At 46.4% G+C, this 22902-nt stretch carries 16 protein-coding genes; all 16 read left to right on the forward strand.

Features of this window, described 5'->3' with window-relative positions; genetic code table 11:
• The first annotated feature begins 408 nt into the window (after positions 1-408).
• The 16 genes from AB4111_RS21870 (at position 409) to AB4111_RS21945 (ending at position 22874) form a co-directional block, all read left to right on the forward strand.
• A complete protein-coding gene (locus tag AB4111_RS21870; protein WP_124116534.1) occupies positions 409-666 on the forward strand; it encodes a DUF1146 family protein in 258 nt (85 codons plus the stop codon).
• Between the two features lie 522 nt (positions 667-1188).
• Positions 1189-2535, forward strand: a complete 1347-nt coding sequence (murA, locus tag AB4111_RS21875; protein ID WP_082762960.1) for a UDP-N-acetylglucosamine 1-carboxyvinyltransferase — start codon at positions 1189-1191, stop codon at positions 2533-2535.
• Positions 2536-3003: 468 nt separating this feature from the next.
• On the forward strand, positions 3004-4344 hold the full coding sequence (gene spoIID, locus AB4111_RS21880; protein ID WP_442033202.1) for a stage II sporulation protein D: 1341 nt from the start codon (positions 3004-3006) through the stop codon (positions 4342-4344).
• 1028 nt (positions 4345-5372) lie between these two features.
• Positions 5373-6113, forward strand: coding sequence for a peptidoglycan DD-metalloendopeptidase family protein (locus tag AB4111_RS21885; protein ID WP_442033203.1), 741 nt, complete (start codon positions 5373-5375; stop codon positions 6111-6113).
• A gap of 171 nt (positions 6114-6284) precedes the next feature.
• A complete protein-coding gene (gene spoIIID / locus AB4111_RS21890; RefSeq protein ID WP_024632710.1) occupies positions 6285-6572 on the forward strand; it encodes a sporulation transcriptional regulator SpoIIID in 288 nt (95 codons plus the stop codon).
• 219 nt (positions 6573-6791) lie between these two features.
• Positions 6792-7790, forward strand: a complete 999-nt coding sequence (locus AB4111_RS21895) for a rod shape-determining protein (protein ID WP_253441322.1) — start codon at positions 6792-6794, stop codon at positions 7788-7790.
• A 102-nt stretch (positions 7791-7892) separates the two neighbouring features.
• Positions 7893-8777: a flagellar hook-basal body protein gene (locus AB4111_RS21900; protein ID WP_442033204.1), complete on the forward strand. Its 885-nt coding sequence runs from the start codon at positions 7893-7895 to the stop codon at positions 8775-8777.
• A gap of 413 nt (positions 8778-9190) precedes the next feature.
• A complete protein-coding gene (locus AB4111_RS21905; protein WP_442033205.1) occupies positions 9191-10030 on the forward strand; it encodes a flagellar hook-basal body protein in 840 nt (279 codons plus the stop codon).
• A gap of 12 nt (positions 10031-10042) precedes the next feature.
• Positions 10043-10270: a DNA-directed RNA polymerase subunit beta gene (locus tag AB4111_RS21910; protein WP_150365855.1), complete on the forward strand. Its 228-nt coding sequence runs from the start codon at positions 10043-10045 to the stop codon at positions 10268-10270.
• Positions 10271-10751: 481 nt separating this feature from the next.
• On the forward strand, positions 10752-11183 hold the full coding sequence (gene fabZ, locus AB4111_RS21915; RefSeq protein WP_105406857.1) for a 3-hydroxyacyl-ACP dehydratase FabZ: 432 nt from the start codon (positions 10752-10754) through the stop codon (positions 11181-11183).
• A 109-nt stretch (positions 11184-11292) separates the two neighbouring features.
• Positions 11293-13014 (forward strand): phospho-sugar mutase, encoded by a 1722-nt coding sequence (locus tag AB4111_RS21920; RefSeq protein WP_442033206.1) that lies wholly within the window; start codon positions 11293-11295, stop codon positions 13012-13014.
• Between the two features lie 316 nt (positions 13015-13330).
• Entirely contained in the window at positions 13331-15352 is a 2022-nt protein-coding gene (locus tag AB4111_RS21925; RefSeq protein ID WP_442033207.1) for a DUF5693 family protein, read from the forward strand.
• Complete coding sequence (gene csaB / locus AB4111_RS21930) at positions 15328-16509, forward strand: polysaccharide pyruvyl transferase CsaB (RefSeq protein WP_442033208.1); 1182 nt, start codon at positions 15328-15330, stop codon at positions 16507-16509. The genes AB4111_RS21925 and csaB overlap by 25 nt, the downstream gene beginning before the upstream one ends.
• Before the next feature lie 7 nt (positions 16510-16516).
• Positions 16517-17275, forward strand: coding sequence for a WecB/TagA/CpsF family glycosyltransferase (locus tag AB4111_RS21935; protein WP_442033209.1), 759 nt, complete (start codon positions 16517-16519; stop codon positions 17273-17275).
• A 397-nt stretch (positions 17276-17672) separates the two neighbouring features.
• On the forward strand, positions 17673-18800 hold the full coding sequence (locus tag AB4111_RS21940) for a glycosyltransferase family 4 protein (RefSeq protein WP_036612523.1): 1128 nt from the start codon (positions 17673-17675) through the stop codon (positions 18798-18800).
• 165 nt (positions 18801-18965) lie between these two features.
• Entirely contained in the window at positions 18966-22874 is a 3909-nt protein-coding gene (locus tag AB4111_RS21945) for an S-layer homology domain-containing protein (protein WP_442033210.1), read from the forward strand.
• Positions 22875-22902: the final 28 nt, after the last annotated feature.

Genomic DNA, 22902 nt, shown 5'->3' on the forward strand with positions numbered 1-22902 from the left:
CACTAAGAGAACCATTTTTTTCATGAGAAAATTAAAATTATTTCCGAGGAAATGACAGAATCGATATCGAAATAGCGCTCTTTTATGTCGTTTTAGTCACAAAATCCCGGCAATTTAAAATTAAAATATTTGAGAAGTGGAAATCAATGTAATTGACAATGTATGATGAAAGAGCCTATATTCCATAGAGTCAGCAGAAGCAGGAAGCTGCGTAGTAGATTCCATAGTCATGCACAGCCGGATTGTTGCTGCTCGCTCTTTGGGCATCAGGAGATTCCTGCCTGGCAGGAGTAAATCTGACAGTACGCTCAGTATGTTGTGCTTAAGACATTCCAGTATACTAACAAGTTATGGGTGCCGGGCATATGATATGCTGATCGCTGCAACAAATGTGGAGGTAAAGAGTATATGGATACTGATCTGACGAATCAGGTGAACCAGGCGTTAAGCACCAATGGCTTGGTCTCAATCATCGTCTCCCTTTTATGTATTGCGTTGTCTTGGTGGGCTTTGCAAAATCTCAAACTGGATTTAATCATCAGACAACCACGAGGTGCTCAGGGAAGACTGTTACATTTGTTGCTCGCCATTATTTTGGGGCATGCCGTTGCTGGCTTTGTCATTGACTACTTGTCATGGACTCAAATGTTGCGTAATTTGTTTTAATGTTGAGATGGTTGGTTAATCATCTGTTAGGATCTTGAAGGAGCCCATTGTCGAATAACATCGATTAATTGTGTTAACAATTAGAGTATGAGTTGTCGGTAAAGAAATTAAGAAAAAAATGTGACGTAAAATTGGATGAATTTGAGATGTTTTATGTAAAAATGCTTGTATCGTACAATTCAACAATGTTATGATGGAAGTTAGGGAATTCACAATTGTTCACTTATTTTGTAGTTATAAACGGGATATCCGGTTCATGCCGGCTAATAACCATCCCACTCTGTCTGTTCTGATGCTCTGCTGGCTTGTAAGACACTAATTTTACATGCTGAATAGCAAGAAGCACGGCACATGGTATCATTGATATGGATTATAAAAACCAATTCTTTTCTGAACAGACATCTGTGGCAATATGCCAGAATATGTCGAAATTCCACACACAGCAACAGTCCTTTCTACACACAGTGGGGCTTACGTATTCCGGAATGAAGAAAAGGGAATAAAAGCGCGGAGGGAACCATGATGAGCAAATTTATCGTCCGCGGTGGCAAAAGGTTGACCGGAAGTGTCAAAGTTAGCGGCGCTAAAAATTCTGTTCTTCCGATCATCGCTGCCTCTCTCTTAGGGGAAGAAGGACAAAGCGTAATTATTGACGCGCCTCCTCTAGACGATGTGATGACGATTAACAAGGTGTTGGAATCGCTGGGAGCGGGAGTTACATACCGGGACGAAGTGATTACCGTAAATGCGGAGAAGCTTACTTCCTGTGAAGCCCCGTACGAATGGGTAAGTAAAATGCGGGCGTCTTTCCTGGTCATGGGGCCTTTGTTGACTCGAATGGGTCATACAAGAATCTCACTTCCTGGTGGATGTGCCATCGGTACACGGCCTATTGATCAGCATTTGAAAGGTTTTGAAGCCATGGGCGCAGAGATCAGCTTGGGCCAAGGTTATATCGAAGCTCGTAGCCAAGGACGGTTGCGTGGCGCGAAAATTTATCTGGATGTGGCTTCCGTAGGTGCCACTCAAAATATTATGATGGCTGCAACATTGGCCGAGGGCGTAACTGTTCTGGAGAATGCGGCGAAAGAACCTGAGATTGTGGATCTTGCCAACTTCCTGAACGGAATGGGTGCCATCGTACGTGGTGCTGGTACTGGAGTGATCCGCATCGAAGGTGTGGAGAAACTGACAGGTGTTACACACACAGTCATTCCGGATCGGGTAGAAGCGGGTACGTATATGGCTGCTGCTGCAATTTCTGGTGGTGACGTGTACATTGAAGGTGCAATCTCTGATCATTTAGGCTCCGTTATCGCGAAGCTTGAAGAGATGGGTGTAACCATCCAACCGGATGAGAATGGCGTGCGTGTAATCGCAGATCGTCCTCTTAAGGCTGTGGATGTGAAAACATTACCTTACCCAGGATTCCCGACAGATATGCAATCCCAGATGATGGCACTCTTGCTCGCATCTGAAGGAACAAGTGTTGTGACAGAGACTGTTTTTGAAAACCGATTCATGCATGTGGATGAGTTCCAATTGATGAATGCGGAGATCAAAGTTGAAGGACGTTCGTCCATCATCACAGGTAATGCCAAACTGAAGGGTGCCAAAGTAACGGCTACCGATTTGCGTGCGGGTGCCGCACTCATTATTGCAGGTCTTGTTGCTGAAGGTACAACAGAAGTGGGCGGTGTTCATCACATCGACCGTGGCTATGTACATCTTGCTGAGAAGCTTAACGGACTTGGCGCTGACATCTATCGAATTTCGGTTGATGAGCCTAAGCTGGAAGCAACCAAAGCACCTAGTGAAAAAGTGGAGAAAGAAGTACCGATGTTTAAGGTGCAACCAACTCTTGCTTAACACAGGATTGAATAAATAAAAATATGGTCCCTCTATTATGAATCACACACTTGCGTGGATTATGAATGCGATGGAACGTATATTGTAAAAAATGATAAAGCTAAGCCATCTGGCTTGGCTTTTTTTGTGTTTACTTTCAAACAGATGACAAGGAATTTGATACCTGATTCTATTAATAGCTGGTCTTAATTTATATAGCATAACATCGTATTCTGTACCAATTCTGAACAAAATGAAAGAGCGTCTTTTTTAAGGATTTGGTTTCGGATAAATACCTATATTGGGCGACAGATCAGCATTTGTAAGAGATGCACGGCAAAACAAAACAGGTGAGTGAATGGAAGGAAAAGGGCCTCGTTTCTCTTAAATCAGGTTCTATCAGATCGAGCTAGCTCATAACCTAAACTATGGATTTGAACAACACGACCGGCACATGACCGGCCATAGATAACGGAGGGTTATACTCGAATGAAAGAAGCTCGTGTACAGGTAAAGGTCCCTCTTGTCCCTCATCCAGGCATGCAAGAGCCGGAGAAGAATACCGTTTCTGGAGTGGAAAGAGACAAGCCTAACCCATTGAATCTGAGGACTGTTCCATCACAGCCTGCAAGATTATCAAACCCAGGACGGATGTCGACAGATGAGCTGAACCGGCAGGCAACTGAGCATATTCATATACCTGTTATTGAGCTGGACCAATTCCGCCGTGTGAAGCGTCGCCGGATGCGGACATTCGGACGAAAACCCCGATGGGGACGCAACGCTAAACGATGGCAACCTGCTGCCGCTGTATCTGCCTTATTGGCAATGGCTTTGCTGATTCCGGTCATTCTGGTATGGCCGCGGACAACCGAATCACCTAAGCCGATCCCTGCTCCAACAGATGCCAGCAGTACAAGAACTCCAGCTCCTGTGCCAGCAGTTCCTGTTACCTACCCTGAACCCCAAGTACGCGTATACCTGTCTGCCACAGGCACAACGATGAATCTGCCACTGGAAGACTATGTTACCGGAGTTGTGGCTGCAGAGATGCCGGCGGAATTCAGGCTGGAGGCGTTAAAGGCGCAGGCAATAGCAGCTCGTACGTTTATCGTGCGAAGACTAGCTGCTAGTGATACAAGCGGTGTTCCATCAGGTGTGGCGGATGTGACGGACACGGTCAGCCATCAAGTGTTTATTCCGCCAGATCAGGTAAAAGCGGATTGGACTCGCCTAGGGAAGGCGAAGGAATGGGAGAAGTTGCAACAGGCTGTACGCGAAAGTCGAGATACGGTGATGACATATCAGGGCAAGGCGATCACCGCATCCTTTTTTTCCACAAGTAATGGGTATACCGAGAATGCGGAGGATGTATGGGGTAACACTGTACCGTATCTGCAAAGTGTGGACAGTCCATGGGACAAAAACCTGGCGCCAGGCTACAAGCAGACCGTTACCATGAAGCGTAACGAAATTCTGCAAAAGCTGAACCTGGATGCCATTCCGGTTACCACCCAGAAGAGTGGATCGTGGATGGAAGTATTGTCTACAACCAAAGGTCATCGGATTAAGGAAATGCAGATCGCAGGTGAAACATTCAGCGGCCCCGAGGTGCGCAAGCTGCTTGGATTAAGATCCAGCCAGTTCAGTTGGAAGACCACAGGTGACGAGGTCCAGATTACAACGTACGGATACGGGCATGGTGTTGGCATGAGCCAGTGGGGAGCAAACGGCATGGCGCAGGAGGGACACACGGCCACCCAGATTCTCAAACACTACTATACTGGCATCTCATTCGGACAGGCATCCAAGATGCTGGCCTCGAAGTAGGAGAGATGAATGCGGATGGATAGATACGAATGGATTCGAATGGATACCAATGTGTGCAAATGTATGGGGATGAGAGCCATCTAAGTTTGTTTGGAACTGTTCTAGGCTTCCCATAACCCATTGGCGCGCTAACGAATCTGAGAGGCCTTATCAGAGGATATCAGGACGATTCGAAATTCTAACGAATCTCAGACGCGTTATATCACGACATACCACGGTATTGGAGCGATCATAGGGCCAAAAAGAGTATTTAGGGTGTCTACGGTTCGTTAGGATTCCTAAGCAGCGATCTTCCCGCCAATAAGGCCGATTGAGTTCGTTAGAGATGTTTTATTATCTAATCATCAGGAAATTGTGGGTGCTGTAATTCATTTCATGCTCATTCGCAATAAGTAGCCGAACCAAAAATAAAATCAGAACGTTGAAATCAAGTTCCCAAGCCCTAAGGTTAAAAAAAATGATTTATGTTCCCTGTCTACCAAGCAACTTCTAACTATACTGTAACTAATCATGATTCAGCTTCTTTTAAATCTAGATGTTAGATGGAACAGTCAGTAGTGGCGCGCCTTGTCTATCTCTAATCTCACATCTTTAAAGAACCTAGAGCACCTTACATCTGTATTATCCAGTCACAACTTATATCATTTCGCTCTCACCGATAAATGCACTTCATAGAAGGATTGGCTTCTACAGTCAATCCAGACCAGTCTACCAACACCCATTCCGGAGCTTTCGAGATTCGGCTATATATGCGAAGGGTGCTAGTGTATGGGGAACGCAGGGGACAGAAAAGACCTGTAGAAACGTAGTGTCCGCCTTTATCACCGGATTTCTCCCTTGGGAGATTATAATCAGGAAATCCGGGGATAACAGCCGGTCGAAAGGTTTTCTGGCCCCGGAGCGGTGCACGCACTAATCACTCACCACCTCACATATATAGCACTCTCTGAAACCTCCGTGAAAATAATTAGAGTCGCGCGTGTATAAAAGAGTTGCACCCGGTAACACTTGTTACTGAGGTGATCAAGATGAATGAACAAAACAAAAAAACAGTCCAAGAAGAAACTCCTAAAACAACTCAAGGAGTACCGGCTAGCCAGCCCTCTTCATGGAAAAGAGCAATGTCCAAACGCTGGGTCTTCCCGGCAGCCTACATCGCAGCAGCAGGCATTATACTAACCTTAGTGTGGGTCTATCAGGGAACAGGCGACAAAGCTATGAACCCGGACTCTGCTAGCGGGGTAGTAGAAACAGGTGCATCGGCGGGTACAGAAGGAACAACAGCAGGCGGAGAAGAAGAAAGTGTGGAAGTTGTTGCAAAGTCGGAGAATTTTGTATGGCCGGTAGCGGTACCGTCCGAAATTTCGGTAGTGAAACCTTTCTATGATAGCGAAGCTTCAACCGAGGAACATGAAGCGGCAATGGTGCAGTACAATGATACATTCATCCCGAACACGGGTGTGGATCTGGCACGTGGGGATAACAAAACGTTTGAAGTCAAAGCAGCACTTGCCGGTAAAGTTACCCGGGTTGAGCAAAATCCGCTCACAGGTCAAGTTGTGGAAATCACACACAGCGATAACCTGAAGACGGTATACCAAAGCTTGGCAGACGTCAAAGTGAAACAAGACGATGAAGTGAAACAGGGAGATGCGATTGCATCTGCTGGTGTCAATGAATTGGGTAAAACGCTTGGCAACCACCTTCACTTTGAAGTGTACGAAGACGGACAGCCGGTTAACCCGCAAGGATATCTTCCGGAAAAATAAATGATTTTTACCGCAGCGACATGATGGGCAGAGGGGTTGAACCTCTGCTCTTTTTGTGCTTTTCAGAAAATAATGGGACCTTCGAAGCTTGTCACACCTCTAAACCGCGAATATATAGGCATGCTCCTCATATAATGTACCAAACTATCCACACAGTAGGGAGGCGGGAGCGTGCACGATTACATCAAGGAACGGACCATCAAAATTGGTCGCTGCATTGTTGAGACGAGGAATACGGTCCGTACCATAGCCAAAGAATTCGGCGTGTCAAAGAGTACTGTGCATAAGGATCTGACGGAGCGTCTGCCGGAAATCAACCCTGATCTTGCTGACCAGGTGAAACACATTTTGGAGTATCACAAGTCAATCCGCCATTTGCGGGGCGGTGAAGCGACCAAAATTAAATACAAAAAAACGAGTGGCAAGAAACGTGAGGTGTTGGCTTCCGCCAAATCGTAAGCATCTTCACAAAGACGTAGGCCAAAAAGCTCACACATGCATTGAATCCCTCCCCTGAAGTATGATATGTTAAAAGCTGGTACAGGATCGAATTATGACATCTTATCAGCCCGATTTTTACATATATATGTTGCACTTTGTCGAACGAGCGGTGACGTGATAAGGGACTCTTTTTCACAGGATACGCTGACCAAATAATATCACTTTGGGGGCTCTTTTATGTTTAGCAAGGATATCGGTATTGATCTTGGCACGGCCAACGTGCTTATTCACGTGAAAGGAAGTGGGGTTGTCCTCGATGAACCTTCCGTCGTGACCATTGAAAGAGATACGAAACGTGTCCTTGCTGTTGGGGAAGAAGCGCGTCGTATGGTGGGGCGTACTCCAGGTAACATTGTTGCCATTAGACCGCTGCGTGACGGCGTTATTGCGGACTTCGAGATTACGGAAGCAATGCTCAGACATTTCATTAATCGTGTGGGTGCAAGAAGCTGGTACAGCCACCCTCGAATTTTGATCTGTGCACCAACGAACATTACGTCCGTGGAACAGAAGGCCATCCGCGAGGCGGCAGAACGCAGCGGTGCCAAAGAAGTGTTTCTGGAAGAAGAGCCGAAAGCGGCAGCGATCGGTGCGGGAATGGATATTTTTCAGCCGAGCGGCAATATGGTCGTGGATATCGGCGGCGGTACGACTGACGTTGCAGTCCTGTCTATGGGCGACGTGGTCACCGCCTCTTCTATTAAGGTCGCAGGGGACAAGTTCGACGAAGCCATTATCAAGTTTATCAAAGCCAAGTACAAGCTTATGATCGGTGAACGGACCGCAGAAGATATCAAGATTGCGATTGGTTCCGTACATCCGGGTGGACGTCAAACCGAGATGGACATACGCGGACGTGATATGGTATCCGGTCTGCCTGTTACCGTAACGGTATCGGGAAATGAAGTACAGGAAGCACTCTGGGATTCTGTGCAATCCATCATCGTAGCAGCGAAGTCGGTATTGGAACGTACACCGCCTGAATTGTCAGCGGACATTATCGACCGTGGTGTTGTATTGACGGGTGGAGGTGCATTGCTGAACGGACTGGACGAGCTTTTGTCCAATGAATTGCATGTACCGGTATGGGTTGCGGAAGATCCAATGCACTGTGTCGTGAAGGGAACAGGCATAATGCTTAATAATTTGGATCAGGTGGTTAAGAAAAAGTTCTAATCTGCCGATATAAAAAGTAAAGGTTCGCCATGCTCGGAAAGCAGAACGGACAAGCAGCCAACCTGCGATGCAGTGCAAGCGCTTGAGGAGAGGGGTTAATACATGTTAAGAGGTCTGTACACCGCTACTGCGGGAATGATTACGCAACAACGCCGCCATGACACAGCAACACAGAATATCGTAAATATGAACACCACGGGATACAAACAGGTCAACAGCGTAAGCCGTTCCTTCCCGGAAATGCTCATCACCTTGGTAGGCGGAGATGCGAATCTCCCGACAAAGCGGCTGGGCAAGCTGAACACGGGGGTGTTCGCGGAAGAGAGTTTGTCCATGAATTTGCAGGGGACCATTATGGAGACTGGGCAGAAAAATGATTTTTCCATTTCATCCAATATGACGGTTAATGATCCGCAGACTGGACAACCTGTCCCTTTTGACGCATCAGGCAAATTTGTACGGGCCGATGGCACGGTAACTTATCAGCCTCAGGCGTATTTTACAGTTCAGAATGCAGAAGGTAACACCGGATATACACGCGATGGTCACTTCGAGATTACAGGAACGGGACAATTGCTGAGCTCAACAGGTTCACAGGTGTTGGATAATAATGGACAACCTATAGTGTTGACAGGTTCCGTAGAGCAATTTAAAGTGGATGAGCAAGGCCGTTTGGTGGATGCAGCAAGCGGTGCACCGACAGGGGTTACTCTCGGGATTAGTGTCATTGACCAGCCGAATCAACTGGTTCGTCAAGGTGATGGCAATTTCAGTCTCAGCGATGCAAACGGGGCAACAGCCCGGATGATGGCTGCTGGTGATAATGTACAGATCCGTCAGGGTTATCTGGAAGGCTCCAATGTTGATGCTTCACAGGCAACGGTCGATATGAACGCCGCATTCCGGGCGTATGAAGCGAATCAGAAGGTCGTACAATTCTACGACCGCAGTTTGGATAAAGCCGTCAATGAAGTCGGGCGTGTATAACGCCGACGTTTAAATATAACCGCTCAGCGGAGAGCCAAACGCCCTTTGCGCAGCAAAGCAGAGAGGCTCACGCGGAGCGAAGAGCTTAGACGCAGTCGAGCTTATGCTAGGAATGCGTAGAAGTACCTGAGCGAAGCGACGGTCTCGACAGCCCTTTGCGAAGCAAAGCAGGGAGAGACCACGCGGAGCTACACGCCGCACAAAGAGCGTGCCCAACTGATATTTAGCCATGTGAAACCATGGCGTAAATATTAGTTGGGCAGTCGCGGCGCACACACACCACCGTCACTTAGCAAGATCGTACCCCACGCACCCTCTCCGCCTGTTTCGGGAGTCCAGAGGGCAGCGCCATCTGGGGCCCTCCCTACCAGGGAGGGTTTGGGAGGGTAGAACCAGGGGAGGGTAAACCACCGATGAATAATTCCATGATTAGTGCCAAGGTTTCCATGACTGCCATACAGCAACGACTGGATGTCATTGCCGATAATATTGCCAACGTGAATACGGCAGGCTATAAGAGCAAGCAAGCAGCCTTCGAGGATGTGCTGACCCGGGTGCAACAACAACCGGACAAGTACAAACTGGATGGACGCTCCACACCGATGGGATATAACCTCGGTTTTGGTGCTCGTTTGGCGGATGTGACGAAGGATATGTCTCAAGGGCCCTTGAACGAGACCGGCCTTCCGACCGATCTGGCCATTGAGGGGAATGCCATGTTTGCAGTAGAAGCGAACGGGGAGAAAATGTGGACACGTCAGGGTGCATTTCATTTTGTACCGGATACAAGACCAAAAGTTAATCCAAATGCACCAGATATGATGGTGATGGTCAATGGTGAAGGCCACTTTGCCCTGGATCGTCAAGGTAATCGTATTACGGCACCGAATAATAGCAAAGTTGCTTTTGATGAAAATGGCAACCTGTTAATCCGACGTGGTAATGAGGCGAACGCAACCATTGGGGCACAACTGCAAGTGGTAGACATTGAACGCCCTGAAGGTCTGGTACAATATGCGGATAACCTCTTTGGCCTAGATGCGGGATTAACCGAGGATGATGTATTTGGCGCTAATGCAGCTACACGTCAAGCAGCTGCCTTGATCCGTCCAGGATATCTGGAGCAATCCAATGTGGATATGACACAGGAGATGTCCTTGCTTATGCAAGGACAGCGGACATATCAACTGGCGGCCAAGGCGCTAACTTCAAGTGATTCCATGTTGGGTCTTGCCAACAATATGAGAGCGTAAAAGGTGAATGTGATGACAGAAACACAGCAGCAGAACAGTAAGCCAGAGAAAAAGGAAGTCAAGAAGAAGAAGAAGAGTGGATGGCGCATCGCTAGATGGTTCCTAGTCCCGGCCCTGCTTGTTCTTGCCCTCGCTGGCGGAATGGTAGCTGGATATGTGGTACTGGGCAAACAAGATATCGGTTCCGTATGGCAATGGAGTACATGGGAACATGTATATAATCTGGTGTTCGCGCCATAATGTAACGAGTTAAGCGAAAACTCCTGCGCAGGCAGGAGTTTTCTTTTTGACGTTGAAAACAGTATAATGATGGATGACGTTTGACGTCAAAAGAGGCCTCCCCTGCGAAAGACATTCGTCATCGCGAAGAGAGACCCCTTATCTTAACCTTCACTACTGCAGTCATGAAGGATATAACTAGTGTTAACCGAAAATATGCTTTCCATACAAAATTTAAATTAAAACATTTTATATGAGGTTCGATTTGATCATAAAGGTTTTCCGTGTCCGCACTAACGTCAGTGGAGGGAACGGAATCGTTCGAAAGAAGCGAAGCGCTCGCCTTTGTTTCCTAATGTTATCCATCTGAGATATAGTTCAGAAACATTAGGAAACAACAGCGATCGAAAGAACGATCCGTAACCGTAACGGTCACCTATGCGCACATGAGAACTTTATGATGAAGAATGCTCATATAAACATCCCGAGAGGAGATTACACTGTGCTCGATATCAAACAGATTCAAGAAATCATCCCGCACCGTCCCCCGTTTTTGCTGGTGGACAGAATTTTGGAGATGGAAGATGGCAAACGTGCTGTTGGTTTGAAAAATGTAACGATTAATGAACCATTCTTTATCGGTCATTTCCCTGAGTATCCGGTAATGCCGGGTGTTTTGATCACCGAAGCATTGGCTCAGGTTGGTGCAGCGGCTATGTTGAACCTGGAAGCTAATAAAGGCAAAATCGGCTTTTTGGCGGGACTGGACAACTTCCGATTCCGTGGACAAGTTGTGCCCGGAGATACGTTGATCCTGGAAGTGGAGATTACACGTCTGAAGGGTTCCATTGGTAAAGGTAAAGCAACTGCCCGAGTGGACGATAAAGTAGTCGCTGAAGGCGAGATTATGTTTGCACTGTCTGACCCAAGCTGATTACATACGTGAGCATGGACATCATGTCGGTACGCAGACGGACCGGATGATGCAATGCTGAAGTAACTCAGCACACCTGAATTTATATAGACGGAAGGGGTTTATCGGAATGGAACAGTTAAGCACAGCAGCAGCAGAGACGTTGCAGCAATGGTTGGAGGATGCTTCGATTGATGAAGCAACGAAACAGGAGCTTCGTGACTTGCAGGATCAGCCGAAAGAGCTGGAGGAACGTTTTTACAGAAACCTGGAGTTTGGTACAGGAGGATTGCGCGGGGTCATTGGTGCAGGAAGCAACCGGATGAACCGTTACACCGTAGGTCGGGCAACGCAAGGATTTGCGCGTTATTTGCTTGAGCAGCATGGTGACCAGGAAGGTAAACCCTCTGTTGTCATAGCTCATGATTCCCGTCATTTCTCACCTGAATTCACACTGGATGCTGCGCTTGTACTGGCTGGAAACGGCATTGTAGCCAAGCTGTTCCCATCCCTGCGTTCAACTCCAGAGTTGTCATTTGCAGTGCGTAATCAGAAGGCTACTGGCGGAATCGTTGTAACAGCGAGCCATAACCCACCGGAATACAACGGATACAAAGTCTACAATCATGAGGGCGGTCAATTGGTACCGGCTGAAGCGGAAAAAGTCATTCAGTACATCCAGGAAGTGCCTTCCCTTGCTGACGTGAAGAAGCTGACGCAAGAAGAAGCAGAAGCGCAGGGGCTCCTGATCTGGTTGGGTGAAGACCAAGACCAAGCATTCGTGGATACCGTAGCAAGCCGTAGTCTGAGCCGCGAACTGATCCAATCGGGCATTGGTCGTGATTTCAAAATCGTATACACACCGCTGCACGGCACAGGCAACATCCCTGTACGTCGTGTATTGGAGCAGATCGGATTCGAGCAGGTGCACATTGTAGCGGAACAAGAACAGCCAGATGCTGAGTTCTCTACCGTGAAATCGCCTAACCCGGAAGAACGCGAAGCGTTTACGCTTGCAATGAAGCTAGGGGAATCCGTGGGCGCTGACATTCTGATCGGAACAGATCCGGATGCAGACCGTATGGGTGCTGTCGTGAAAGACAACGATGGCAAATATTTCGTCTTGTCCGGTAACCAATCTGGTGCCATTATGGTACATTACCTGCTCAGTCGCCTGCAAGAGACAGGAACACTGCCAAACAATGGCGCAGTTGTCAAAACGATTGTTACAAGTGAGATGGGTGCTGTCATTGCTGAACATTACGGTGCAGAAGTGATGAACACACTGACAGGCTTCAAATATATTGGTGAAAAAATGAACCAGTTCGAAGCAACAGGCAATCATACCTTCTTGTTCGGATATGAAGAGAGTTATGGCTACCTTTCAGGCAACTATGCCCGTGACAAGGATGCTGTCCTTGCCTCGATGCTGATTGCTGAAGCAGCTGCTTACTATAAGAGCCAAGGCAAGACCCTCTATGATGTCTTGCAAGAGCTGTATAACCAATTCGGATACTTCTTGGAGAAGCTGGAGTCCCGTACGCTGAAAGGCAAAGACGGCGTAGCTCAGATTCAGGCCAAAATGACAGACTGGCGTTCCAATCCGCCACAAGAAGTAGCGGGAATTGCTGTACAAGATGTTCTTGACTACTCCCTTGGTCTGGACGGTCTTCCGAAGGAAAACGTACTGAAGTTCATTTTGGCAGATGGATCATGGTTCTGCTTGCGTCCTTCAGGAACAGAACCGAAGATCAAAGTATACTTCGCCGTTCGTGGAGAGAGTTTGGAAGATGCGGAAAGCCGGATCGAGCGTCTGGTGACTACAGTGATGTCGCGTGTAGACGCACAATAATACGAATGCAACAAAGAGTTAGGACATGAGAAGGCCTCTCCGCACCGTAAGGTTGGTTGGCGGAGGGGTTTTTCTTTGAAATTATATTACAGATGGCTCAATATAAATTGAAATAAACGTTTACACGAGAACGTAAAATCGGAAGGTTGTTCTGTCATCGAAGTGGAAAGTGTAAATAATGCTTTAGTTCAATCTATATGGCATATAAGAGGGCTTGTTGACACAAGCTGTTTGTAACCTATTGTATGAATGTTAAATGAACGAATTACTTGAGCTGAACGTGCATTTGGTTCCAACACTTGAGGAGGTACATGTAGTGCGTCAAAAATGGCTTTATTGGAATAACGCTTCTCGGAAGTGGTTGTGGCTCGTCGTTATTATCGGTCTGGTTGCGTCCATCCCTGTAATCAGTGATCGGGTGCAGACAGAATCTTCTGCCAAAAAGGTAGAGCTTGTTTTCAACTATCGGGGTCTGCTGGATATCTCCGCGTATCAGGCACATCCGCAAGATTTCATGAATGAACAATTGACTCGTCTAAAAGACGCAGGCGTTACAACGATGGCTGTGTTCGAAAGTACATTGGACGAGCTGAGAAAGACACGCCGACTGATGGTATACAACGGCCAGGATCTCGCCAACCTGACCAAAGATGTGATTCCTTCTAACGCAAATTACACGTATGTGTTATTTACATCGGAGGAAAACGCACAGACGTATACCCCTATTATTGAACAAACGTTCGCTGATCGGCAGATTCCGGTGCAACCATGGGAATATGAAGGTCGTAGCGGCTTAATATTGCAGACTCCTCCGGAGAATGCCAACATGCAGCCTTTGCAGCCCGATCCGGTTGCCGTGAAGATGCTGCGTGATAAAGGTTTCTACATTTTGCCGCGGATCTCGGACAGTGTGCCCTACAGCCAGGAATCGATGGAGCGCTTGCTTACCTTCTTCGAAGAGAATGGCGTAAAGCGCATCTTGTTTGATGGTGATGCTGTGAAAGGGTACAATGATAATGCAGAGATGAAAAGTCTCGACCAGTTCGCACAGTTGCTGAACAAGCACAATATTGGTCTTGCAGCCATTGAGAACTTGAAGAAACCGCAGTCTGGATTCCAGACCCTTGCTTATAAAACGGATTACAACGTTACGCGTCTGTACTCGCTTAGTGATGGCGATGCCAATCTGGACGTAGACACGATCGCTGACCGTTTTGTACTGGCGACCAAGGATCGTAACATTCGTATGCTCTATATGAATGCATCGCCAAGTCGGAATACATCGAAGGCCATGATTACAGATCCAATTGAGAATCTGATCAACAGCTTGGGTGAGCCGGGTCATGCGATAGAACGCATGGCGAAGCATGGCTTCGAACTTGGACAAGCTGAAGCATTTACAGTGAAGGATTCGTCGATTCAACGTTATGCCAAGCTGGTTGCTCTTGTTGGTGCAATTGCCATGATTGCACTTATGGTTTCTTATTTTATCCCACTACTAACCTTGATCGCATTTGTGGTTGCTTTGGTGGGCAGTGCAGGATTGTTCCTCTTGAAACCAACGCTGCTGGAGCAAGGAATTGCCTTGCTTGTGGCCATAGCCGCACCGACCATAGCGATGGTGCTGGCTGTTCGAACAGTGAACTATCAGCAGCAGCGTCAACCCGACGCATCTGCGGGTCGTCGTTTGAAGCAGACGATAGTTCTATATGTAAGAACGTCAATTATTTCGTTCCTGGCCGTACCTTTTGTTATCGCATTGCTTAACAGCATTACGTACAGTCTGGTGATTAACCAGTTCCGTGGCGTGAGTCTGTTGCACTTTGCACCTATGGCACTGGTAGCGATCTACATTGTGTTTTACCGTGGTTCGGGTTCGTTCTCTATTAAGAAAATTAAAGAAATGCTTCGTATGCCAATCAATGTGTTAATGGTTGTTTTGGCGCTCGTTGCTGCCGTTGTTGGATACTATTACTTGAGCCGTACAGGCAACTCGGGATCAGTAACACCATTCGAGATGTTCCTGCGTACCACGTTGGAAGATACGTTCGGTGTACGTCCGAGATTCAAAGAATTTATGCTGGGACACCCGCTGTTTATCGTTGGCGTGTTCGCCGCTTTAAAATATCGTAAAGTCATCTTTGTGCTCATTATTGCAGCGATTGGACAATTGTCCATGGTGGATACGTTCGCGCATATCCATACGCCGGCTGTATTGTCACTCATTCGTGGAGTGATGGGATTGGGACTTGGCTTAATCTTCGGTATCGTTGCTGTGGGTGTGTGGCAAGTAGCGGAAGGATGTTGGAAAAAATGGTCACCACTTCTCAAAAGTTAGTCATCTCGGGGTATTACGGATTCCGCAATAGCGGAGACGAAGCGGTGCTAAAGTCGATTCTGACAGCACTGGAAGAGGAAAGCCAAAGGTCAAACATCACCATTGAACCGATTGTTCTCTCGGGTGACCCCGAGTGGACAACCTCCATGTACGGTGTACGCTCTGTGAATCGTATGAAATTGAAGGAAGTCCGTGAAGCACTCAAAGAGAGCGACGGATTGATCAGTGGCGGAGGAAGTCTATTGCAGGATGCAACTGGACTGAAATCCATTCCTTATTATCTGGGCGTGATCAAGCTGGCTCAGATGCTGAAAAAACCAACGTTTATCTATGCACAGGGGATTGGCCCTGTGAATCGTAAATTTTTTAATCCAATGATCAAATCGGTCTTTAAGGGCTGTACCTATGTATCCGTTCGAGATGAACAATCAGCAGATTACCTGCGTGGACTCGGGCTACAGTGGAATCAGATCCATGTTGTACCCGACCCCGTAATGGGCTTGCCTTTACCTGAAGCAAAAGTTAAGAGTGGAGCAGTTTCGGTTTCAGCAAATGATACTTCACAAACGAATCGAGTGGAACCTTCACCTGGAGGACATACCGAGCTTCCTGTGATCGGCATATCCGTTCGGTTCTGGGAGTCGGATCGTAAAGAGCTAACGGCTATTGCTGCCGGATTGAAAAAGCTTTGCTCCAAACGAGCTGTGCACTTGCGTTTTCTGCCATTTCATTTGCCGATTGATGAACAGGCTTCACGATTCCTTATGGAATTGCTCGGTGATGTGAACAGCAAAGGCAGTGAGGTTAGCATCGCACAGGATCTGACCGACCCTCAGCTTATGCTGGAGGAAGTCAGCAAGTGTGATCTTGTCATCGGTATGCGTCTGCACAGTCTGATCTATGCAGCTTCGCAATATGTGCCACCGGTGGGTATCTCGTATGATCCGAAAATCGATCAATTCTTGCTTCGACTGGATAGTGAACCAGCAGGGGATACGAGCTCACTCGATGGCGACAAACTCGCCAAGACTGTCGTTGGATTGCTGGATCAACGATCACAGTGGCTGAAGGAACATGAAGATGGCATCACCGAATTGAAGCAGGAAGCCAGAGTGCCTGCACAGCAGATTATTAACTATTTAGGCCGCAAAGGATGAGATAAAGATGAGTCAGACCGGATCAATACCTACCGTTTCGATCTACGGCATTCCTTTTTCCAAACTGACGATGAAAGAAACGGTAAAGGTTCTCCAGGAAGCTGTGCTGTCCAAGCAACCACATCAAGTCATTACAGCCAACCCGATTATGGTTATGGCTGCACTGGAAAATCCCGCAATCATGGAAGTCATGCAATCTGCGGAATTAATTGTTCCTGATGGAACAGGGGTTGTATGGGCGGCAAACTATTGTGGAGATCCAGTAGCTGAGCGAGTGCCGGGATTTGAGCTTTTACATGAATTGCTGCGTGTTGGAGAAAACTATCGATGGGGCGTATATTTACTCGGTTCCACCCCTGAGGTGATTCAAGAAACGGCAGTTCGGTTACAACAGCAATATCCGGCGATTCGTATTGTGGGTTATCGCGACGGTTATTTTGGTCCGGCTGAGGATGAACAGGTTATCGCTTCTATTCGGGAAGCGGCACCTGATCTGTTGTTTGTAGCACGTGGGGCCGACACACAAGAACCGTGGATTCACAAGCATAAAGATGCACTGCAGGTTCCTGTAACCATGGGCGTTGGCGGCAGCTTTGATGTGATTTCGGGCAAAACTAAACGTGCGCCTATGCTGTTCCAAAAGTTAAGACTGGAGTGGTTTTATCGCTTGTTGCGTGAACCAAGCCGGGCTGGCCGGATGCTTGCGCTTCCGAAATTCGCTGTTAAGGTGATGCGTGACAAAGAAAACGTGACGAAAGTCCGTTAAAAACAGGTAATTAAGAGATAATTGCTTGTTTATGCTAGAAATTGAGGATAGCTTTTCGGGTGGGATCGGCGTATAATTCATTCCGGATTACATGTGTGCCACTCCATGAAAACAGAAGCTGTGTCACTACACGAAAACAGAACCGTTACACTTGTCACTACGATTGCAAGGCAACCTGTCGATCGCCGTTATCCCCACATTTCCTTTATCATTTTTCAAAGGATGAAATCCGGTGATAAATGCGAACGTTACACTTCTCTAGGTTTTCCTTGCACTCTCCGTTATCGTGTAACATGATTTTTCATCAAAAGTGACTAACCATATTTCTTATATATAAAAAGAGATCAGGGGATTTATAATTTCGTACAGGTATTATAATTGGGGGGCGAATGTTCAAATGGTAGCGATCTTTATCATTGGATTTATCGTGTCAATGGGACTGGCTCTTGCCCTGACACCGCTTGTCAAAAAGTTCGCAGTCCGCATTGGCGCAATGGATACGCCGAATGCACGTAAAGTACACACACGGATCATGCCACGTCTTGGCGGTCTGGGGATATTTCTGGCCTTTATTATTACAGTTGCTGCATTGCTTCCGTTTGTATCGGCATGGTTCACGACTCGGGATATGAGTTTTGTCAGTGCGTTTCTGATTGGTGGAACCATTATCGTGCTGATCGGAGCACTGGATGATCGGTTTGAACTGTCAGCCAAAGTGAAGCTGCTTGGTCAGATCGTAGCTGCATCTGTCGTTGTATTCGGATTTAATATCCGTGTAGATTTCGTTAACATTCCTTTTCAGGATTCCTATTCTTCACTCGAAGCTTGGGTATCCATTCCGCTGACGATCTTATGGATCGTTGGTGTAACCAATGCGATTAACCTGATTGATGGTCTGGATGGTCTGGCAGCCGGTGTATCTGGTATTGCCATTGGTACCATTGCTGTGATGTCCTTCCTGATGGGTAACATGATGATCGCCTTGATGTGTCTTGTATTGCTGGGTAGTATCATTGGATTCCTGTTCTTCAACTTTCACCCGGCGAAGATCTTCATGGGGGATACCGGATCACTATTCCTTGGTTTCTCTCTGGCGATGTTATCCATGCTGGGATTCAAACAAATTGCTATCGTGTCCTTTATTACACCGCTGATCATTATCGGTGTGCCGCTCTCGGATACCTTCTTCGCGATTATCCGTCGCGCGGTACAACGGAAACCGATTTTCGCACCGGATAAAGGCCACCTGCATCACTGCTTGCGTGAACTTGGATTCAGTCACCGTCAGACGGTACTGATCATTTATGGAATTGCCGCATTCTTCGGAGTTCTGGCGATTATTCAATCGTCCGCTGCCATGTTCGAAGCGAACTGGGTAACATTCGTGGTCATCTGTATCATGATGTTCTTCCTCCAGGTAGGAGCAGAAGTCATCGGACTTGTTAGCAAAACGAGAAGACCGGTTATCAACTTCCTAATGCGCATGCGCGTCAAGCTGAATCCGGAGACTCGTTCGAAATCATAAATAGATAAATGTAATGGTTATAGCTATTCTTGAATATTATTCCAGACCCAACCTTATCCCTCGTGGATAAGGTTTTTTGTTTATTTTGAGATTTTTACTAAATAATTGGAACCTTTTGCCGATATATAAAGGTAACTGACTTAAAAAGAGGAGAGATGATACGTAATGCAACAAAAGAAACGGCCGTTGGTCTGGATCATGTTGGTCACCATGGTGTTCTCATTGTTCCCACAAGGTCTGTTCGGTGGGTCCGTTGCTTCGGCTGCCAACGCACAGACTACTTATTTCACACCAGATAATACCACTATTAGCAATACAGCCGATCTTAATTTGGATGACTCAGATAATGCAAGATTCCTATCCCGGGCTTTGGCTTACCAAACGACTTCAGGGACGCTTACAATAACAGGTGCTTACGCTTTCGTATCCAAAGATACGATGCGGGTAAAGGTCGAACAGCTTAACTCCGTTCCTGTGACAGCGGGAAGCACCAAGATGAAGTGGGAAGCAGATGCTACTCGTGCGAATACGACTGCAGTTACTGCAAGCACAAGTGGTAACAATAAATTCTCTGCTAACAATCTGACACTGTTCCCGGGCTTCAACCGAATTACCTTTTACGGTAATCAGGGTGCAGTGGAACGCTCAGACACGTTCTATGTTCTCTATGATCAGGTTCCTTTTATTCAGGACTTCAAGATTTTTACCGATCCGAGTACTGGGTCCAACACGTCTTATGGTCTGAATGAAGGATCGCAGACTGTTGTAAATACACAGCTCGTATCGGTACAAGGTAAAGTTCAGAATTCATCCAAAGTTACGGTTTCCCTTAATGGCGGGGAAGAACTGGATACCCCTTTGCTACCAAACGGGACGTTTTTCACACCACAGCTTAAGTTGAATGCAGGATTGAATAATTTGAAGTTCACCATAGCGAATGGTTCCGATTCTGTGATTACAGAGCGTTCCGTTTATTATTATGATAAAAATCAGCCGTTCTCAGTGCTCAATGTAATTTTGAGTGATACTGACAGTAAATCAGTACTGGATGTTACACCTACGTTCTCTACGGTTGCTAGCGGAGCTAAGCTTGATGTGCAATTAATATTGCCCTACACTGCCAGCAACAGTGCATTCGAGGATGTGGGAACATTTTCGGCTAATGGAACACCAATGATACTTACGGGTGTTAAGGAGGTCATCATTCCGGGTCCAGATGGAACTACACCCGAGTATCGTTTGGTAACATTCGAGACAGACAATGAATATGCATTGCAACCCGGTACAACCGATCCAACAAAACCTGCCAAGAATCAGACTGTCGATGTTGCAGTCGTTTATGGCAATTTCAGTGCCGGTTACAAAGGTAAATTTACTTACGCGCCTGACGTGAAGGCAATTACGAATATGTACTACCTTCCAGATTATGCTGGAGGAGCGGTAACGAACAAAGTCGCATTAAATAATGCACAGATTGATAAAGATAGCTTCTATATCCTAGTTGAATCGAGTCAAGACATTGGTACTGAAATACCAATTGGTCAATACATGCCTACAGGTACCAATAAGGTTAATATTTCGGCAACGGATAAGGCTGCTACTGGCATTACAAGCAAACAAGCAGTATATTTGGTGAAAAACCTGGCCAATGGTACTCAGAAAATTCGTTTTTATTACACAACGCCTGATCCATATTACGACGTTACTGTATCTTACGCTTCTAAAAGCTATATCTATGTAGCCAACTTGTACGATGGACAGACCTATAACTTTAACTCAAGAATAACGAATACTTTAAAGGTAGATGGCGAGTTTATCGGATTTAGCACATTGAGCTCAAACCAATTTGTTCCTCAGTTGCTAGTGAATGGGGTCGATCAAAGCAAGGTTACTGGTTTCCCAGGAACAAATGGCAAGTTCTCATTCTCATTAGACATTAAGAAAGAGGGACCACTAGTATACGGGGAGAACACGATCACGATTATTGGTACTGATCAGGATGGTGCGGGTAAAGCCAAAATTATTGAGAAAAAATTGAGAATTTACATCTCGGATAGTAACGTTTCCAATATTGATAAATTCATGCCAACCCTTGTTCCTACTGACACTCGTCAGGAATTTTACGATGCAGATGTGAGCAAATACACAACAGAGGAAATGGACAAAATTTTCAAAGTTACACCAGATTTTGTGATTCGGGATGGCAAATATGTAACAAGTGAAGAACGATATGACCTTGTATTCAAAGGTGGCGGTGCACAGATTGCCAACTTATATTCTGGGTCAAAGCTGATATTTAGTTATAATCCGATCCCAGGTACGGACTTACAGGATATTAACAAGCAGACTTCCGACGGCCACACATTTGATTTTGCGGGAAATCAAGATGAATTTATGATTCGTATTCGTAACTATGTCTTTGATGCACCTGGCAGCCACGTCTATACGTTAGAGTTAATTAACGGAACAGGTGCAAGAACGACACAAAGACTCGAGATTGTAAGAGAGCCTTCTTCCTATCGAATTCTGTCTCCTGTAGCGACTGTAGGAGAACAGATCGTAGTTACCAAAAACTATGTGCACTTTGATATTGAGGCTGAAGGAGCAACTCAGGTTTTGATCAATAAAGAACCTGCCGTTAAACGTCCGGACATGAATGATCGCTTTGTTCTGGATTATGTAGGACTGAAACAGGATAAGAGCAATGCTATCAAAATTCAGATTGTTAGGGATGGCGGTGCCATCAACGACACTGTTAACGTATTCTACACAGGTACAGTAGCGACAGATGCACAGTACATGGCACCTAAGATTGTCAATAAATATTCGGTGTTTAACAAGAAACTTGAATTGGCTTTCCCTAAAGGAACCATATTACAATCTGCTGCCAAATCGAGTAGTGGGGTAATCAAGTTTTATCCAGATAACAAAATTCTGTTTGGTATTGCCGATCCGAAGGATGGCGTGCTTGAGCGGAAAAATGACTACGGCTTTAATATCGGACAGGCTGATCCTCGCAGTACGGGAGGACTGACACCGATTACGGTACCAACCATTTTAACAGAGCTGTTTAACTCGAATCTGACTACAAGTAACTTTGTGCCAATCTCGGATACGTACTGGATTAACGGTGGGATTGGTGAACTTGGAGATAAAGGGACAAGTGGATATAAGCCGGGAACGAATGGTGTGACACCATACTCTCTGGAAGGGAGCTTTACGCAATATCCAACAGAGCGTGTCCTGGTTCCTTCTAACCGGGGAACGTTAACACTTGCGTATGATCCGACCATTGTTGATGAAGTGGGTTCAACGATTACGGTATTCCGTTACACAGACAAAACCAACATTGGTGAATGGGTACCGATTGGCGGAGTCGTAGACACCAAGAAACATACGATTACGGTTTCCTTTGATGAGTTTGGCTACTACAAGGTTATGAAGCAAAGTAAAAGTTATCAGGATATCACGAATCATCCGTGGGCAAGAAATCTGCTGAATGCATTGTATTCCAAAGGGATCATGAATAACCTGCGTTTCAACGCGTTTGGTTCAGATGACCAGACGACACGCGGAGAATTCGCTACCTTGCTGGTTAAAGGTCTGGACATCCCATTGAACTATACCAATATACAAACCTTTACTGACGTGTCTCCTACGACCAAGAGTGATACGTGGGACTATGCCTCCATTGAAACAGCGGCGAGAGCAGGTATTGTAACAGGTTTGAGCGACGGGTATTTTGGGGTTGAGGACTCGATTACACGTGAACAGGCAGCGGTGATGATTGCACGGGCAATGAGCAGCAAGCTTGCAGCCAACGATAGCAAATTGTCCTCAGCTTTAGCGAAGTCGTTCCAGGACTCCACTTCCATTGAGTACTATGCTCGTCCGTCAGTACAGGCGGTAACCAAAGCGAAAATCATGGAAGGTAGCCCTGTACAGGTCACAGGATCTACCAAAACGTTGTACCAGTTTAACCCTAAAGGGAATTTGACACGTGCTGAAGCAGCCAAGATTGCTGTAGAATTGCTTAAGAAGAGCACGAAGTTATTCCCTAAAACATTGAGCTAATCTAGCATAGTTGAGATAATCTTAGGAA

The organism is Paenibacillus sp. 2KB_22, assembly GCF_052115745.1.
Lineage (GTDB): Bacteria > Bacillota > Bacilli > Paenibacillales > Paenibacillaceae > Paenibacillus.

Coding starts and splice junctions, on each gene's coding strand:
- AB4111_RS21870 (WP_124116534.1), top strand. CDS start 409: ATGGATACTGATCTGACGAATCAGGTGAACCAGGCGTTAAGCACCAAT.
- murA (WP_082762960.1), top strand. CDS start 1,189: ATGAGCAAATTTATCGTCCGCGGTGGCAAAAGGTTGACCGGAAGTGTC.
- spoIID (WP_442033202.1), top strand. CDS start 3,004: ATGAAAGAAGCTCGTGTACAGGTAAAGGTCCCTCTTGTCCCTCATCCA.
- AB4111_RS21885 (WP_442033203.1), top strand. CDS start 5,373: ATGAATGAACAAAACAAAAAAACAGTCCAAGAAGAAACTCCTAAAACA.
- AB4111_RS21895 (WP_253441322.1), top strand. CDS start 6,792: ATGTTTAGCAAGGATATCGGTATTGATCTTGGCACGGCCAACGTGCTT.
- AB4111_RS21900 (WP_442033204.1), top strand. CDS start 7,893: ATGTTAAGAGGTCTGTACACCGCTACTGCGGGAATGATTACGCAACAA.
- AB4111_RS21905 (WP_442033205.1), top strand. CDS start 9,191: ATGAATAATTCCATGATTAGTGCCAAGGTTTCCATGACTGCCATACAG.
- AB4111_RS21910 (WP_150365855.1), top strand. CDS start 10,043: ATGACAGAAACACAGCAGCAGAACAGTAAGCCAGAGAAAAAGGAAGTC.
- AB4111_RS21920 (WP_442033206.1), top strand. CDS start 11,293: ATGGAACAGTTAAGCACAGCAGCAGCAGAGACGTTGCAGCAATGGTTG.
- csaB (WP_442033208.1), top strand. CDS start 15,328: ATGGTCACCACTTCTCAAAAGTTAGTCATCTCGGGGTATTACGGATTC.
- AB4111_RS21935 (WP_442033209.1), top strand. CDS start 16,517: ATGAGTCAGACCGGATCAATACCTACCGTTTCGATCTACGGCATTCCT.
- AB4111_RS21940 (WP_036612523.1), top strand. CDS start 17,673: ATGGTAGCGATCTTTATCATTGGATTTATCGTGTCAATGGGACTGGCT.
- AB4111_RS21945 (WP_442033210.1), top strand. CDS start 18,966: ATGCAACAAAAGAAACGGCCGTTGGTCTGGATCATGTTGGTCACCATG.